The 16,203-nt window shown below is 70.8% G+C and carries 13 protein-coding genes, 2 tRNA genes and 1 pseudogene; 3 read left to right on the forward strand and 13 right to left on the reverse strand.

Features of this window, described 5'->3' with window-relative positions; translation table 11 throughout:
- Positions 1-74 precede the first annotated feature (74 nt).
- The gene (locus BEK98_RS37335) at positions 75-1,040 is read left to right on the forward strand and encodes a hypothetical protein (protein WP_094221199.1); all 966 of its coding nucleotides are present in this window, start codon (positions 75-77) and stop codon (positions 1,038-1,040) included.
- 73 nt (positions 1,041-1,113) lie between these two features.
- On the opposite strand, the gene clpX is transcribed toward BEK98_RS37335, so the two are convergent.
- The 5 genes from clpX to BEK98_RS37360 form a co-directional block, all read right to left on the reverse strand.
- Positions 1,114-2,400 (reverse strand): ATP-dependent Clp protease ATP-binding subunit ClpX, encoded by a 1,287-nt coding sequence (gene clpX, locus BEK98_RS37340; RefSeq protein WP_094221200.1) that lies wholly within the window; start codon positions 2,398-2,400, stop codon positions 1,114-1,116.
- A 183-nt stretch (positions 2,401-2,583) separates the two neighbouring features.
- A complete protein-coding gene (locus BEK98_RS37345) occupies positions 2,584-3,249 on the reverse strand; it encodes an ATP-dependent Clp protease proteolytic subunit (RefSeq protein ID WP_094221201.1) in 666 nt (221 codons plus the stop codon).
- 67 nt (positions 3,250-3,316) lie between these two features.
- Positions 3,317-3,922, reverse strand: a complete 606-nt coding sequence (locus BEK98_RS37350) for an ATP-dependent Clp protease proteolytic subunit (protein ID WP_094221271.1) — start codon at positions 3,920-3,922, stop codon at positions 3,317-3,319.
- Between the two features lie 316 nt (positions 3,923-4,238).
- Positions 4,239-5,630, reverse strand: coding sequence for a trigger factor (gene tig / locus BEK98_RS37355; RefSeq protein WP_094221202.1), 1,392 nt, complete (start codon positions 5,628-5,630; stop codon positions 4,239-4,241).
- A 178-nt stretch (positions 5,631-5,808) separates the two neighbouring features.
- A tRNA-Pro gene (locus tag BEK98_RS37360) sits at positions 5,809-5,885 on the reverse strand.
- Between the two features lie 164 nt (positions 5,886-6,049).
- Here BEK98_RS37360 and BEK98_RS37365 point away from each other — a divergent pair.
- Positions 6,050-6,120: transfer RNA gene (locus BEK98_RS37365), tRNA-Gly, on the forward strand.
- A gap of 72 nt (positions 6,121-6,192) precedes the next feature.
- Here the strand turns inward: BEK98_RS37365 and BEK98_RS37370 are convergent.
- The 4 genes and pseudogenes from BEK98_RS37370 to BEK98_RS37375 form a co-directional block, all read right to left on the reverse strand.
- Positions 6,193-7,785, reverse strand: a complete 1,593-nt coding sequence (locus tag BEK98_RS37370) for an outer membrane protein assembly factor BamB family protein (protein ID WP_244202135.1) — start codon at positions 7,783-7,785, stop codon at positions 6,193-6,195.
- Positions 7,786-7,954: 169 nt separating this feature from the next.
- Positions 7,955-8,155: pseudogene (locus tag BEK98_RS50325) on the reverse strand (hypothetical protein); the annotation flags it as partial.
- A gap of 11 nt (positions 8,156-8,166) precedes the next feature.
- Positions 8,167-8,466 (reverse strand): protein kinase family protein, encoded by a 300-nt coding sequence (locus BEK98_RS50330; protein WP_244202137.1) that lies wholly within the window; start codon positions 8,464-8,466, stop codon positions 8,167-8,169.
- 58 nt (positions 8,467-8,524) lie between these two features.
- Entirely contained in the window at positions 8,525-8,719 is a 195-nt protein-coding gene (locus BEK98_RS37375) for a hypothetical protein (RefSeq protein WP_094221203.1), read from the reverse strand.
- Positions 8,720-9,251: 532 nt separating this feature from the next.
- Here BEK98_RS37375 and BEK98_RS37380 point away from each other — a divergent pair.
- Complete coding sequence (locus tag BEK98_RS37380) at positions 9,252-10,340, forward strand: acyltransferase family protein (RefSeq protein ID WP_244202138.1); 1,089 nt, start codon at positions 9,252-9,254, stop codon at positions 10,338-10,340.
- A gap of 93 nt (positions 10,341-10,433) precedes the next feature.
- Here BEK98_RS37380 and BEK98_RS37385 read toward each other — a convergent pair whose 3' ends face one another.
- The 4 genes from BEK98_RS37385 to BEK98_RS37400 form a co-directional block, all read right to left on the reverse strand.
- Positions 10,434-10,892: an HD domain-containing protein gene (locus tag BEK98_RS37385; protein ID WP_094221205.1), complete on the reverse strand. Its 459-nt coding sequence runs from the start codon at positions 10,890-10,892 to the stop codon at positions 10,434-10,436.
- A complete protein-coding gene (locus BEK98_RS37390; protein WP_094221206.1) occupies positions 10,889-13,354 on the reverse strand; it encodes an FtsX-like permease family protein in 2,466 nt (821 codons plus the stop codon). Before BEK98_RS37390 ends, BEK98_RS37385 begins: the two co-directional genes overlap by 4 nt.
- Before the next feature lie 659 nt (positions 13,355-14,013).
- Positions 14,014-14,772 carry an ABC transporter ATP-binding protein gene (locus BEK98_RS37395; RefSeq protein WP_094221207.1) on the reverse strand — a complete coding sequence of 253 codons (759 nt, stop codon included), beginning with the start codon at positions 14,770-14,772 and terminating at the stop codon, positions 14,014-14,016.
- A gap of 143 nt (positions 14,773-14,915) precedes the next feature.
- Positions 14,916-16,091: a PP2C family protein-serine/threonine phosphatase gene (locus BEK98_RS37400; RefSeq protein ID WP_094221208.1), complete on the reverse strand. Its 1,176-nt coding sequence runs from the start codon at positions 16,089-16,091 to the stop codon at positions 14,916-14,918.
- Between the last annotated feature and the right edge of the window lie 112 nt (positions 16,092-16,203).

Consider the following 16,203-nt stretch of genomic DNA (forward strand, 5'->3'; position numbering starts at 1 on the left):
CCCCGGTGCCGTGTGGCTTCTGTGCCTGGTCCAGGATGTCAGGAACACATAAGCATCTGGAGGGGAACCCAGAAATGAGCAACAACCAGCCGGGCCCGTACGGCCAGCAGCCGCCCTACGGCCAGCCGGGGCAGCCTGGTCCCTACGGCCAGCCGGGTCCCTACGGCCAGCAGCCGCAGGCGCCCCAGCCCGGCTACGGCTATCCGCAGCAGGCCCCTCCGGCCCCGCCGCAGCCCGGGTACGGCTACCCGCAGCAGGGCGCGCCGCAGCAGGGCATGCCGCAGCAGCCGAACCCGTACGGTCAGCAGCCGCCCTACGGCCAGCAGCCCTACGGCGTCCCGCAGCCGCCCGCTCCGGGCGGCGGCAAGAAGAAGACGGGCCTGATCATCGGCGCGGTGGCGGTCGTCGCGGCGGTCGCCGTGGGCGCGGCCTTCATGCTCAACGGGGGCGGGGGCGGGGGCGGCGGCGACGTCGCGGACGACGGCCCGCACAAGCTGACGGCCCCGGCGTCGGTGATCAACGGGACGTACGCGAAGTCGGCGGACTCGAGCGACGCGGACAACGTCAGCGACTCCGACCTCCAGGACTTCGAGAAGGCCGGGGTGAAGAACCCCAAGGGCGTCAGCGGCGCCTACCAGAACGGCAAGGGGCTGACCGCGAAGGGCCTCTCCTTCAGCGGTGTGTACGGCACGATCGACGACCCCGAGGGGCTCATCGACGCCGCCTTCGCGAAGGCCAAGACGGAGTCCGAGAAGGACGACAAGGGCAAGCTGATCGGCAGCCCCGAGACGGTCAACCCGGCGGGCTTCTCCAACGGCGTCATGAAGTGCCAGGTGGCCGAGTTCGACAACAGCAGCTCGGGCTCGACCACCGGGGCGAAGACGGTCAAGGTGCCGGTCTGCATCTGGGCCGACCACAGCACGACCGCCCGGGTCACGGCGTTCAGCCTCGCCAGCCTTGCCTCCGGTGAGGGCGGCACGATCGCCGACACCGCGGACCTGGCCGCAAAGCTCCGCAACGACGTGCGCGTCAAGTCCTGATGAGGTAGGGCACGACGGCGAAGGGGCCCCGGTCGACTGACCGGGGCCCCTTCGTGTGCGTTGCCGGGTGCGGTTACGCCGTCTTCTGCTCCCCCGCCCCCCGCCCGCGGGCGTCCCGCGGGATCAGGGTCGGGTTGACGTTGGAGTGGACCACGTCCGCGGTGATGACCACGCGGGCCACGTCCTTGCGGGACGGGACCTCGTACATCACCGACATGAGGACCTCCTCCATGATGGCGCGCAGGCCGCGGGCGCCGGTCTGGCGGAGGATGGCCTGGTCGGCGATGGCCTCCAGGGCCTCGCGCTCGAAGTCCAGCTCCACGCCGTCGAGTTCGAAGAGGCGCTGGTACTGCTTGACGAGCGCGTTGCGGGGCTCGACCAGGATCTGGAGCAGGGCCTCGCGGTCCAGGTTGTGGACGCTCGTGATGACGGGCAGACGGCCGATGAACTCCGGGATCATGCCGAACTTGACCAGGTCCTCGGGCATGACGTCCTCGAACTGGTCCTTGGCCTCCAGCTCGCGCTTGGAGCGGATCGTCGCGCCGAAGCCGATGCCCTTGGCGCCGGCCCGGGACTCGATGATCTTCTCCAGACCCGCGAAGGCACCGCCCACGATGAACAGGACGTTCGTCGTGTCGATCTGGATGAACTCCTGGTGGGGGTGCTTACGGCCGCCCTGGGGCGGGACGGAGGCCGTGGTGCCCTCGAGGATCTTCAGCAGGGCCTGCTGGACGCCCTCGCCCGACACGTCGCGGGTGATGGAAGGGTTTTCACTCTTCCTCGCGACCTTGTCGATCTCGTCGATGTAGATGATCCCCGTCTCGGCCTTCTTGACGTCGTAGTCCGCCGCCTGGATGAGCTTCAGCAGGATGTTCTCGACGTCCTCGCCCACATAGCCCGCCTCCGTCAGCGCCGTCGCGTCGGCGATGGCGAACGGGACGTTCAGCATGCGGGCCAGGGTCTGCGCGAGGAGAGTCTTGCCCGAACCCGTGGGGCCGAGCAGAAGGATGTTGGACTTCGCCAACTCGATGGCGTCGTCACGGCCTTGGGCACCGCCGTTCTCGCCGGCCTGGACCCGCTTGTAGTGGTTGTACACCGCGACGGAGAGCGCCTTCTTCGCGGCCTCCTGGCCGACTACGTAGCCCTCCAGGAACTCGTAGATCTCGCGAGGCTTGGGGAGTTCCTCCCAGCGCACCTCGCTCGTCTCGGCGAGCTCCTCCTCGATGATCTCGTTGCAGAGATCGATGCACTCGTCGCAGATGTACACACCGGGCCCTGCGATGAGCTTCTTGACCTGCTTCTGGCTCTTGCCGCAGAACGAGCACTTGAGCAGATCGCCGCCGTCACCGATGCGTGCCACGGTGTGCTTCCCCTTCGCCTGGGAGACGCCTGGACGCTTTCGAATCCAGCGGCTCCTGGTGCTGCCTTATGTCCGACGGTACCTTGCCGGGCCCCGTGTTCGGGCCCCCCTTGGCAGGGTTCACTTTGACGTGCACGGTGCCAAGAGGGGGAGAGACTACGTCGACGGATGCGTCGACCCGCGTCAGCGAACGTCGGCGTTGTTCATCTTCCGGGTGGAGATGATCTGGTCGACGATGCCGTACTCGAGCGCCTCCTCGGCCGTGAGGATCTTGTCGCGCTCGATGTCCTCGCGAACCTGCTCGATCGGCCGGTTGGAGTGCTTGGCCAGCATGGACTCCAGCTGGTCACGCATCCGGGTGAACTCGTTGGCGATGATCTCCAGGTCGGAGAGCTGACCGCGGCCGGTGGAGCCGGCCGGCTGGTGGATCAGCACGCGCGAGTTCGGCAGCGCCATGCGCTTGCCCGGCGTACCGGCGGCGAGCAGGATGGCCGCGGCGGAGGCCGCCTGGCCCATGCACACCGTCTGGATGTCGGGCTTCACGAACTGCATGGTGTCGTAGATGGCCGTGAGGGCCGTCATGTCACCACCGGGGCTGTTGATGTAGATCGAGATGTCCCGGTCCGGGTCCATCGACTCCAGGCACAGCAGCTGCGCCATGACGTCGTTGGCAGAGGCGTCGTCGATCTGGACGCCCAGGAAGATCACGCGCTCCTCGAAGAGCTTCGCGTACGGGTCGTACTCGCGGATGCCCTGGGAGGTGCGCTCGACGAAGCGCGGGATGACGTAGCGGCTGTCGGGGCGGGGCCCTTCGTACATGCCGCTGGCGGCGCCGGGGAAGTTGCTCATGGGGTTCACCGTCCTGGTGGCGTTCGGGGGGCTGGGGTCTCGGCGGTGCGTGGCGTGGCCGGGCCGGTCAGGCACCGGTGCCGCCGCCTCCCGGAACACCCGAGGCGTGCGTGATGATCTCGTCAATGAGACCGTACTCCTTGGCCTCTTCCGGGGTGAACCAGCGGTCGCGGTCGCCGTCGCGGACGATCGTCTCGACGGTCTGGCCGGAGTGCAGCGCGGTCAGCTCGGACATGGTCTTCTTGGTGCGCAGCAGGTACTGGGCCTGGATCTTGATGTCCGAGACCGTACCGCCCAGGCCCGCGGAGCCCTGGTGCATCATGATGTCGGTGTGCGGCAGGGCGAAGCGCTTGCCGGCGGTGCCGCCGGTGAGCAGGAACTGGCCCATCGAGGCCGCCATGCCCATGCCGATCGTGACCACGTCGTTCGGGATGTACTGCATGGTGTCGTAGATCGCCATGCCGGCCGTCACCGAGCCGCCGGGGCTGTTGATGTAGAGGTAGATGTCCTTGTCGGGGTCGGCCGCAAGGAGCAGCAGCTGCGCGGTGATCTTGTTGGCGATGTCATCGTCGACCTGCTGGCCGAGGAAGATGATCCGCTCGCCGAGCAGCCGGTTGTAGACCTGGTCGCCGAGGCCACCACCGATGGAAGGCTCGCCGGCGGCGGAGGGCATCAGATTCGTCACGTATCCACCTGCTCGTCTGGCGACGGCGCCGGGCCGTCTCATTGTTCTGCCTTTCATGGACCCTAACGCGATGGTCCCTTCGGGGAATCCCGGAGAAGCCAGTGTTCGCCGGGGGCGTAGCGACGTGGTGCCAACCCGTCATGGTCGGCTGCGGGTGCGTGGTGGCTGGTCGCGCCCCGCGGCGGAGCCGCATATCGACACAGCCCCGCGCCCCTGGGTTGGCTGCCCGTCGCGGCAACGACACGGGCCCCCGGGAGAAACTCCCAGGGGCCCGTCTACGTCGTCAGAGGCGCCGTAGGGCCGCTCAGCCCTCGGTGGTCTCCTCGGTGGCCTCGGAGGCGCCCTCGGCGGCCTCCACGGTCTCGATGGCGGCCTCGGTCTCGTCCTCGTCGTCCAGGTCGATGACCTCGCCGTTGGTGTCCTTCACCGTGGCGGACTCGACCACGACGGCCAGGGCCTTGCCACGGGCGACCTCGCCGACCAGGAGCGGCACCTGGCCGCCCTCGACGACGGCCTGGGCGAACTGGTCGGGGGACATGCCGGAGGAGGCCGCACGCCGCATGAGGTGCTCGGTGAGCTCCTCCTGGTTGACGTTGAGGTTCTCCTTCTTGACCAGCTCGTCGAGGACGAACTGGGTCTTGATGCCCTTGACCGCGGCCTCGCGGGTCTCGGTCTCGAACTCCTCGACGGTCTTGCCCTGGATCTCCAGGTACTTCTCGAGGGTGAGACCCATCTGGCCGAGCTGGTGGTGCTCCAGGTTGTGCTTGCGGGTGTTGATCTCGTCCTCGAGCAGCTTCTCGGGGACCGGGACCTCGACCAGCTCGAGGAGCTTCTCCAGGACGCGCTCCTGGGCCTGGGTGGCCTGGTCGTACTGCTTCATGTTGGCCAGGCGCTTGCGGCTGTCGGCCTTCAGCTCGTCCAGGGTGTCGAACTCGGAGGCGAGCTGCGCGAACTCGTCGTCCAGCTCGGGCAGTTCACGGGCGGCGACCTGGGTGACCTTGACGGTGACCTCGGCCTCCTTGCCCGCGGCGGAGCCGCCCTTCAGCTCGGAGGTGAAGGTGGCCTCGCCACCGGCCTCCAGGCCCTTCACGGCGTCGTCGATGCCGTCGAGCAGCTCGCCGGAGCCGATCGTGTAGGAGACGCCGTTGGCGATGCCGTCCTCGAGGACCTCGGCGTCGACCTTGGCCTCCAGGTCGATGGTGACCACGTCGCCGTCCTCGGCGGCGCGCTCGACCGGGGAGGTGGAGGCGAAGCGCTCACGGAGCTGCTCGACCGACTTCTCGATGTCCTCGTCGGTCACCTCGACGGCGTCGACCTCGACCTCGATGCCGGAGTAGTCCGGGATCTCCAGGGTCGGGCGGATGTCGACCTCGGCGGTGAAGTTCAGCGTCTCGCCGTCCTTCAGCTCGGTGATGTCGACGTCGGGCTGGCCCAGCGGGCTCAGCTCGGCCTCGTTGACCGCCTCGGTGTAGAACTTCGGAAGCGCGTCGTTGACGGCCTCCTCCAGCACCGCACCGCGGCCGAAGCGCTGGTCGATGACGCGGGCCGGGATCTTGCCCTTGCGGAAGCCCTTCACCGTGACCTGCTGGTTGATCTTCTTGTACGCCGCGTCGAGGCTGTCCTTGAGCTCCTCGAAGGGCACCTCGACAGTGAGCCGAACCCGGGTCGGGTTCAGGGTCTCCACGGCGCTCTTCACGGTTCGGTCTCCTTGTGGCTGACTGCTTGGTTTCTGCCGGAGCCAGACTGGTCCGGCGGATTTCGCCGCCCGGAGGAGTTCGTAGGCCGAGTGGGCCGGGACACACGGGCGCGCAGCTTGCATAGTAACCGCAGCGGGTCAGCGCCCCAAAAGGCGATCACGCGGTCACGTGTGCCGGTGGTCGGGGTGGCGGGATTTGAACCCACGGCCTTCCGCTCCCAAAGCGGACGCGCTACCAAGCTGCGCCACACCCCGTCTGGTGCGACACGTAGGGTACATGCCCCGGCCGGATCCGTCGGCCGCTTTATCCACTGCCCGCGCGCGTGGCATCGCCGCAGTCCAAACGGGTTGGCCTCCGCGCCGGACGACCCGCTACGATGCTCTGCAGTGCTGCGGTCACCGACCTGCGGCGCATTGTTGCGGGCGTAGCTCAATGGTAGAGCCCTAGTCTTCCAAACTAGCTACGCGGGTTCGATTCCCGTCGCCCGCTCTCCACGGTCCAGGGGCCCGGTTTCCGTTTCGGCGGAGCCGGGCCTCTGGCGTGTTCCGGGGGCGTCCGGGGTCACAGGGCCCGGAGGTTCACGGTGTACACCGAACGGGTGCCGTAGGGGACGTAGACGGCGTCTCCGTGGACGACGGGGGGTGCGCCGGCGTAGCCGGTGAAAGGTTCGAGGCCGGTGCCGCGGCCGGGGACGCTGTGGACCTCCTTGCCGTTGGTGCGGTCCAGGGCGGCGAGGCGGCCGCCCGGGGAGGCGAGGAGGACGTAGGCGTCGGAGACGACGGGCGCGCCGGGGCGTTCGACGGAGGAGGCGGTGTCCCACAGGGTGTGGCCGGTGGCCGGGGCGACCGCGCGGACCGCGCCGCTGTCCTGGACGAAGTAGAGGGTGCCGCCGGCCAGGGTGGGCGTGGCGGACCAGGGAACGGGCCGGGCCAGCGGTACGACGTGCGGGGTGCGGTCGGCGAGGTCCAGCAGGGTGATGCGGCGGTAGGGGGGAATCGTGGCCTCCTCCGGCCCTACGGGGGAGTCCGGGGAGGTGACGAGGACCAGGCGGCCGCCGGTCCGGCCGGCCAGGGTGAGGGCGCCGTCCACGGTGGCGGTCCAGCGGGCCGTGCCGTGGGCGGGGTCGAGCCGGGCGATCGTGGTGTGCGCGCTGTTGCCGTCGACGCACACGAGGTAGCCGTTCCCGGCCGCGGTGCGGAGCGCGCAGGTGTCGTTCGCGGGCATGGTGCGCTTCCAGCGGGGGGTGCCGTGGGCGGGGTCCAGCAGGGAGTAGGTCCTGCCGTCCTGGCCGTAGGTGACGATCGGCCCGTCCTGCGTGACCGCCACGGTGCCCTCCACCGCAGTGGGCTTCTTCTGGCCGAGCGGCTTGTTCCAGCGGACCTTTCCGGTGCGGGCGTCGAGGGCCTGGAAGACGTAGCGGCTGTTCTGGGCCGAGCGGGCCTTGGTGTCGGCGACGGTGTAGACGTCGTGTCCGTGCGTGCCGATCACTCCGCTGTCGGGGTAGCCGCTGCCGCTGGTGCTCGGGTCGGGGTGGTCGGCCTCCGGGAGACTCCACGCGATCTTGCCGGTGGCCAGCGAGAAACGGACCGCCTTGAGGCCGTCGCCGGCGCAGACCAGCCCGCCGTCGAGCGCGGCGCAGGAGGTGAACGAGCCGCCGGCGGTGGTCGCCTTGTCGGACTCCTGGGTCTGCCAGGCGGACCACCCCTTGGGCAGGTCGCCGGGCGGGCCGTGCTCGCCCCCGGCCAGGCGCAGTGCGGTCGCGGAGGCAGCCGCCGCGAGCACCAGGGCGCCCGCGATCGCGGCCAGCCAGAGTTTCCGCCGCCGCGCGCGGGGTCGTACGGGCTCGGTGTCCGGCTCTGCGGGCTCCGGGCGCGGGTCCGGCAGGCGGCCCTCGCGCAGCAGGGTCAGGAGTTCATCGGGGGTCGGCCGGGACTTGGGGTGCTTTTCCAGGCAGAGGCTGACGAAGGGGAGCAGATCGTCGGGGAGGCCGTCGAGTTCGGGCTCGCTCTCGACGACCTTCGTGGCCGTCTCCCAGGGGCTCGCGCTGTCGAAGGGGCCGCGCCGGGTGGCGGCGTACACCAGGATCGCGCCGAGGGAGAAGATGTCGCTGGCAGAGCCGACCTCGTGCGGGGAGGAGAACTGCTCCGGTGACATGAAGGGCGGGGTGCCCTCCCCCACGCTCGGCTTCGCTCGCGCGGGCGGTACCCCCATCCCGGCCGGTCTGGGTGAGGGCGTCGGCGGCGGCCGACTCGGTGGCCCGGGAGATGCCGAAGTCGATGACCCGGGGGCCGTCGTCGGCGAGCATCACGTTGGCCGGTTTCAGGTCCCGGTGGACGACTCCGGCGCTGGGGGTGCCCCCGCTCGAGCGAAGCCGAGAGTGGGGGAGGATGTCGCGAGGGCCTCGGTGAGGCCGGCGGCGAGTGCGCGCAGCCGCTCGGGCGGCAGGGGCCCGTGGCGGCGGACGTGGGTGCCCAGGTCCTCGCCGGGGATGTAGAGCGTGGCCATCCAGGGGCGATGGGGGCACCTCCCACGCCCTTAAGGCAGTGGGGGAGCGTCGGCGTCCGCGTCCACCACGGGTGCGGTGAAGGCGCCGCTGACCTGGCGGGCGGAGGCCACCTCGCGGCGGAAGCGGGTGCGGAACTCGTCGTCGTCGGCGTACTGACCGTGGACGACCTTCACGGCGAGCCGGCGGCCGGAGGCGATGGGGGTCCCCCCGCGCGAGCGAAGTCGAGCGTGGGGGAGGGCCAGGTAGACCACTCCCATGCCGCCGCTGCCGAGACGGTCCTCGATCCGGTAACCGCCCACTTCCGGCGGATCCGAGTCGCGCAGCGCCATCCCCGTACGTCCCCCCGTTGTTTCAGTTGTCCAGCTCTGCCGGCCCGCCCCACCGGCGTCAGAACCTGATCGAGTTGATGGTCTCCGCTATCGAGTTCAGGAAGCGGTTGATGGACGGCGCCATGCCGGTCGAGGCGAGGAAGAAACCGAAGAGGACGGCGACGATCGCCGGACCCGGTTTGATGTTCCCCCCTCGGATCAGCACCACCAGGATGATCGCCAACAGCAGCACCACAGACAGTGAAATGGCCACAACTGATCACACCCTCGGTCGGTCCGCTCTCCCGGCCCGGGGGTACGACCCCGCACCCCCGCCAGAACCATCGTGCCACCAACCCGGCCGCCGTATGCGGCTCGTGACGCAACGTTGGACAAGCACCCGCGGCGGGCGATGCCCCGCACAGCAATTCGACCGGCCGTCGGCGCCTGACTCCACTAGGAATTGCGCAGCTTCGTTTCGGTGTCCACACATCATGTGCGCAGGGAATTCGAATTGATGACACAGGGGCGAGATATGCCCCAATTAGTCGGGATGAATCGGGACATCAGGGTTGAATGGAGGGGATCGATGTGCCCATCGTCACGTGGACACAGGAGGCAAGTCATGTAAATCAGCGGGTACTCGAAGGCAATAACCAGGAATGACCACGGGGGTTTTACGAAATCGCACAGTCGACGCTAGGGTGCCTGAGATGTTTGACGCCGCCTCGTCCCCCGGCCACAGCCGCAGGCCGCTCCCCCCGGCACAGTCGCCGGTGGACGGAGTGCCCAGTCCGCGTACCCCGATGAGTACGCAGAGGCAGCGGCCGCCCGCGGACAGACCGGGCAAACAGCGCGATTCGTTCTTCGACAACGCCAAGTACCTGGCGATCGTGCTCGTCGCGATCGGGCACGCCTGGGAACCGCTGAAGGGCGACAGCCGGATCCTGGAGGGCGTGTACACCGTCGTGTACACCTTCCACATGCCGGCGTTCATCATCATCTCCGGCTTCTTCTCGCGCAGTTTCGACATGCGCCCGGACCGGCTGAAGCGGCTGATCACCGGTGTCGCGGTGCCGTACGTCCTGTTCGAGACCGCGTACCCGCTCTTCAAGAACGCCGTCGACGGCTCCCACGAGCCGATCAGCCTCCTCGATCCCTGGTACCTGACCTGGTTCCTGGTCGCGCTGTTCGTCTGGCGGTTGACGACACCGATCTGGAAGCTGGTGCGCTGGCCGCTGCCGCTCGCCGTCGGCCTCGCCATGCTGGCCAGCATCACGCCGAGCATCGGTGACGACCTCGACCTCCAGCGCGTCCTGCAGTTCCTGCCGTACTTCGTGCTCGGCCTGTGCATGAAGCCCGAGCACTTCCAGCTGGTGCGCCGCCGCTCGGTGCGGATCGCCTCGGTGCCCGTCTTCGCCGCCGCCCTCGCGGTCGGCTGGTGGGCGGTGCCGCGGATGAACACCGCGTGGTTCTACCACCGCGACTCCGCGCAGGAGCTGGGCGCGCCGTGGTGGTGCGGCCCGGTGATGGTGCTCGCGATGCTGGGCTGCTCGCTGCTGCTGACGGCCTGCTTCTTCGCCTGGGTGCCGCGCCGGAACATGTGGTTCACGGCGCTCGGCGCGGGCACCCTGTACGGCTATCTGCTGCACGGGTTCCTGGTGAAGTTCGCCGACTACCGGGGCTGGTTCGACCACGCCTGGCTGCACCACCCGCTCGGCGAGATCGCGGTGACCGTCGTCGCGGCCGCCGTCGTCACGGTGCTGTGCACCCGGCCGGTGCAGCGGGTGTTCCGCTTCGCGATGGAGCCGAAGATGGAGTGGGCGTTCAAGCAGGACGCGGCCGAACTGGCCCGCGAGCGGCAGAAGAAGGAGCGCGAGAAGGTCGGCGTCTGACTCCCTGGTCTGACTCCCCTGGTCCAGCTCTCCTGATCCAGCTCTCCTGATCTAGCTCCCCTGATCTAGCTCTTCTGATCCAGCTCCCCTGGTCTAACTCCCCTGCTCAAGACCGAGAAGTGCGTGCATCCGTGCGTACTTCTCGGTCAGTCGTTTCCGGGTCGGCTCGTCCAGGACCGCGAGCCGCTGCGGGTCGGCGTTGTGCGCCAGGTCGGCCTGCTTCACCAGCAGCGCGCCCGGGGTGACGAGGATCCGGCGCGCGTACGCCTCCTGCCCCTCCCCCGTCCGCTTGGTGACGGCGCGCACGATGGCCTTGGTGCGCGGGGTCAGGGCGGCACCCGTCAGCCACTGTTCGCTCAGCGCGTCGTCCTCGACGGAGTCGTGCAGCCAGGCCGCCGCGATCTGGTCGGCGTCCCCGCCGCGGGCGCGCACCCCGTGGGCGACGGCCGCGAGGTGTTCCGCGTACGGCCGTCCCGCCTTGTCGGTCTGCCCCGCGTGGGCGGTTCGGGCGAGGCGCTCGACCTCGGCCAGGGTGAGTGGTGTCCCGGTCATTCGTCCAGTGTCTCCCGGCGCAGCGCCGCCCGGGCCGGGACGGTGACCGCGGTGAGCCCGAGCAGCAGGATGCCGCCGGCGAAGGCGCCGTAGACCACGGGCGGGATGTACGGGCCCTGCCCGGTCAGCCCGTTCGTCATCGGCACCAGCGTGGCCACGGCGATGGCGGTGCCGAGCGCGATGCCGGCGAGGGCGACCAGCAGGGCCTCCCAGCGGATCATCCGCAGGATCTGCTGCCGGGTGGAGCCGATCAGCCGCAGGGTGCCGAGTTCGCGGCGCCGGGCCAGGACGGTCATCACCAGCGTGTTGCCGGCGGCGACGGCCGCGAACCCGCCGAGTACGGCGGCCATCACGGCGTTGGCCCAGGCGTTCAGCTCCCGGTCCAGGGACTGGGCGGCGGAGTAGCCGTCGCGGTCCAGCACCGTGCCGAGGGGGGCGAGACCGGCCGTCGTACCGCCCTTCGTCCACAGTTCCGTGTCGAAGGCGGAGGTGACGTGGGTGGCGAGGTCGGCGCGGCTCATCGTCAGCTCGGACAGGCCCATGCCGCGGCCGTACGTCGCCACGACCAGCGGGGCGGCCTTCGTGCCGTCGGGCAGGTACAGGTGCAGGCGTTCGCCGACGTTCACATGGGCGTTGCGGGCGAGGCCGGCGTCCACGGCGATCTCGCCGGGCCGCAGGGTCAGGCGCCCGTCCCGGACGTCCAGGTCCTGGACGGCGGCCAGGTCGCGTACGGAGCCGGTGACGCCCTGGGTGGAGGCGGACTCCAGCGAGCCGGCGACCGGGACCAGGACCGAGGTGCGCAACAGACCGACGGCCGCGATGACATGGGGAGTGCGCCGGGCCTGTCGTACGGCGTCGGGGGCGAGCCCTGGCCGGGCGGTGACGATGTGGTCGGCCCGCACGCCGGCGCGCTGCTGGTCGGCGGTGACCTTGTCCTGGCTGGTCTGCAGGAACACCAGGACCGAGGCGAAGGCCATGGCGAGCACGATCGGGGTGATCGCGGAGGCGAGCCGACGGGCGTGGGTACGGGAGTTGGCGGCGGCGAGCGCGGCCGGGGCGCCGGCACCGCGCAGCGGCAGCCCGAACAGGGCGGCGCAGGCGCGGGCGACGAGCGGGCCGAGCAGGGCGACCGCGAGCATGAACAGGAACACGATGCCGAGGGCCGCGTTGGCCGCGTCCTCGCCCTGCAGGGAGGAGGAGAGTCCCGCGCAGACGCAGCCGCCCACGACGGCGGCCAGGCCGAGGGGGGTGCGGATCCAGCCGATGCGCAGCCGCTCCACGGACGCCTCGCCGAGCGCCTGGCCCGGCTTGATGCGGGAGCTGCGGCGGGCGGCCAGGTAGCCGGCGCACAGGGCGGTGACCAGGACGGTGCCGGCGGCGGTGAGCAGCGGGATCCAGGAGACGGAGAGCCGTACGGCGTCCGGGATCGCCCCCTTGTCCTGGAGCTGGCCGAACCACCAGTGGGCCAGCGCGATGCCGGGCAGGCAGCCGGCCGCGCCGGCCAGGGGGGCGACGAGGAGGGCCTCGGTGGCGATGGTGCGGCGGATCTGGCGCGGGGTGGTGCCGATGGCCCGCAACAGGGCGAACTCGCGGGCGCGTTGGCCGACGCCGAGGGCGACGGTGCCGGCGGCGGTGAACACGGCGACCAGCGCGGCGATGCCGCCGAAGGAGCCGCCGAGTCCGGTGAGCAGTTCGCGGGCCTGGGCGAGGGAGGGGTCCTCCACGGCGCCGCGGTCGTCGCCGGTGTGCACCAGGGCGTGGGTGCCGAGGGCGCGGGACACCTGGGACTTGAGGGTGTCGGTGCCTACTCCTTCTTTCGGGAGTACGGCGATGGCGTCGATTCGGCCGGGGTGTCCGGAGTGGCGTACGGCGTCGGAGTCGGCGAACCAGGTGGTGGGGGTGGGGGCTTGGGTGAGGCCTGAGATGCGGTAGGTGGTGCGGGTGCCGTCGGGGGTGGTGAGGGTGATGTGGTCGCCGACGGTGCGGGTGGTTTCTGCTGCTTCGGCGGTTTCGGCGGATTCGTTGGAGAGCACGACTTCGCCCGGGGCGGGTGGGTGGCCGGTGGTGAGGCGTTCGCCGGTGAAGGTGGTGGAGGCCCAGTTGTGGGCGGTGTACGGGGTGCCGTGCGGGCCGCGTATCGGGAAGGTGACGTCGGCTACGGCGGTACGGGCGCCGGGGGCGGCGGCCGCTTTGGCGATCAGGGAGGCGTCGAGGCGGGCGCGGTCCGGGAGGGGCTGGTTGTCGCCGTCGTCGGCGTGGGCGAGGCGGGCGCGTTGGTCGGCGGCGGCGATGATCGGGGCGTGGGCGTAGCGCTGGGGTGGGACCTTGGCGCGGACGCCGGTCTCCAGGAGGATCCCGCAGGCCGCCACGATCATCGCGGCGAGGGCGAGGGCGATGAAGGTGCCGACGAAGGTGGAGGGCTTGAAGCGGAGGGCTGCGCGGGCCAGGCCGTTGGGGTACATCCGGGTGCCGTTCTGGGTCGGTCCGCCTCGGCTTCGCCTTCGGCGGGATGTCGTTCCCACCCGCTCCACCCGTGCGGGTTTCGTGGTCGGGTGCGGGTGGCCCTTGTGGGGCGGAAGCGCCGTCGGCGGGTGCCGGGGGGTGGGTGGGATGAGTGGGGCGTGCGGGTTTCGTGGTCTGGCGCGGGTGGCCCCCGCGGGCGAATTCGCCGTCGGCGGGTGCCGGAGGGGCGTGGGAGAGGGCGTGCGGGCTTCGTGGTCTGGCGCGGGTGGCCCCCGCGGGCCAATTCGCCGTCGACGGGTGCAGGAGGTGGGTGGGAGAGGGCGTGCTGGTTTCGGCGGTGGGTGCGGGCGGCCGCTGTGGGGCGGAATCGCCGTAGACGAGTGCGGGGGGCGTGGTGTGGGTGGGCGCTGAGGGGCGGGATCGCCTTCGCCAGGTGGCGGGGTGCGGGCCACTTTCGTCGGTGGGCGGGAGGCCCCTGTGAGGCGAAATCGCCGTGGACGAGTGCCGAGGGGCGTGCTGGTTTCGTCGGCGGGTGTGGGTGGGGGCCGGATCGCCGACGGCGGGTGGCGGGCGTCGGCCGGCAAGGCCGTCCGTGACCCGTAAGCCGCCGACGGCGGTTCCGCCCCGTGGGGGCGACCGTGCCCGCCGGCGGGGGGCGTCAGGCGGCGGGGCGGGTTTGGGTGGCTTGGGTGGTGAGGGTTGTCATGCGGGAGGCGATGTGGGCTGCGGGGGCGCGGTCCAGGTGGTCGACGATCGTGCCGTCGGCCAGGAACAGGACGCGGTCCGCCCAGGCGGCGGCCGACGGGTCGTGGGTGACCATGACGATCGTGGCGCGCTGGGTGTCCACGGCGTCGCGGAGCAGCGCGAGGATCTCGGCGGCGGTGGTGGTGTCCAGGGCGCCGGTGGGCTCGTCCGCGAAGACGACGTCGGGCTGGGTGACCAGGGCCCGGGCGATGGCCACGCGCTGCTGCTGGCCGCCGGAGAGTTCGCTCGGGCGGCGGCGGGCCTTGTCGGCGAGGCCGACCTGGGCGAGCACCTCGGCCGAGCGGCGGCGGTCGGGACGGTGGCCGGCCAGCCGCATGGGCAGGACGATGTTCTGTTCGACGGTGAGGGAGGGGAGGAGGTTGAAGGCCTGGAAGACGAAGCCGAGGCGGGTGCGGCGCAGGGCGGTCAGCTTGTTCTCGCTCAGGCCGGTGAGGTCCGTGCCGCCGAGCACGACCCGGCCCGCGGTGGGGCGGTCCAGGCCCGCCGCGCACTGCAGGAACGTGGACTTGCCGGAGCCGGAGGGCCCCATCACGGCGGTGAAGGTGCCTGGGGGGAGGGCGAGGTCGATGCCGCGCAGGGCGTGCACGGCGGAGCCTCCGCGGCCGTAGCGGCGCGTGACTCCGTGCAGTTCTACGGCCCAGTCGCTTGGCATGGGGGTCCTTCCGGTCCGTGGGTGTTCGGTGACGTGTGCGGTGACGTGTCTCGAACGTACGGATACGGAGGGTGGCCGGACCATGCGGACGGCTGGCGGATCCGGGCGGGGGAAAACCCCACCCCGGCGGCGCGGGGGGTGGCTCAGCGGGCCGTCGCCGGTGCTGCCTGGCGGCAGATCAGGAGCAGGGCCCGGTCGTCGTTGACGTCCTTCGCGACCGCCTCGATGAGGTGCCAGGCGGCGCCGTGGAAGCCGCCGGCGACATAGCGGTCGGCCTCTCCGGTGAGGCGGTCGATGCCCTCCACGATGTCGCGGTCGGAGGTTTCCACCAGTCCGTCCGTGAACAGCATCAACACGTCCCCGGGCCGCAGCGAGCCCTTCACGGGGTCGAACTGGGCGCCGTCGTACACACCCAGCAGCGGGCCCTCGGCCCCCTTCTCCTCCCAGCGGCCGCTGCCCGCGCTCAGCTGCAGCCCCGGCGGATGGCCGGCCGAGTACAGCTCGTAGTCCCCGGAGTCCAGGTCCAGGACCAGGTGGATGGAGGTGGCGAAGCCCTCGTCCCAGTCCTGGCGGAGGAGGTAGCCGTTGGCGGCCGGGAGGAAGGCGTGCGGGGCCAGGGAGCCGAGCAGGCCGCCGAACGCGCCCGAGAGCAGCAGGGCGCGCGACCCGGCGTCCATGCCCTTGCCGGACACGTCCGTGAGCACGACCTCCAGGGTGCGGCCGCCGTTCGTACGGGACGCTACGACGAAGTCGCCCGAGAAGGACTGGCCGCCCGCCGGGCGCAGCGCCATCTCGTGGTGCCAGCCCTGCGGCAGCTTCGGCAGCTTGCTCTGTACCCGGATCCGCTCGCGCAGGTCGAAGAGCATGGTGCCGCCGCGCCGCCAGGGCACGCCGACCCGGCTGCGGAACTGCGCGGTCAGCAGCCCGAAGAAGCCGCACGCGGCGACCACCAGGACCACACCGGGGGTGACCCGCGAGGGCCCCTCGGTGTACGGGCCGAGCCGCACCGACTCCACGATCAGCGCGGTGGCCCCCGCCGCGTACAGGCCGAGCAGGCTCGCCGGGCGCAGCAGCAGGCCGCCCGCGACGATCGGCAGCACCAGAGTGGCCGGGGAGCACCACACCGAGTTGGCGAGGGTCATGGCCGCGAGGACGGGGATGGTGAGCAGCAGACCGGCGAGCGCGATCCAGTCCGAACCGTCGCCGCGGAAGTAGTCCACGGCGCTTCTGCGCAGGCCGACGCGGGCCCGGTGCCACTGCATCTTCCACCGGGCCGTGAACGTCTCGGCCTTCGCGCGCCGCTCTCGTCCTGCTGCCATTAGTTCGGGACCCTATCGATCGGACCAGCCGCTTGGCACGGGAGGTCCCACTTGTCCCCCGTGAGAGGCTCAACTTCGCGGTTCAACTTCACAGTGAACGGCACGGAGGGCC

The sequence above is a fragment of the Streptomyces diastatochromogenes genome (assembly GCF_002242805.1).
Lineage (GTDB): Bacteria > Actinomycetota > Actinomycetes > Streptomycetales > Streptomycetaceae > Streptomyces > Streptomyces diastatochromogenes.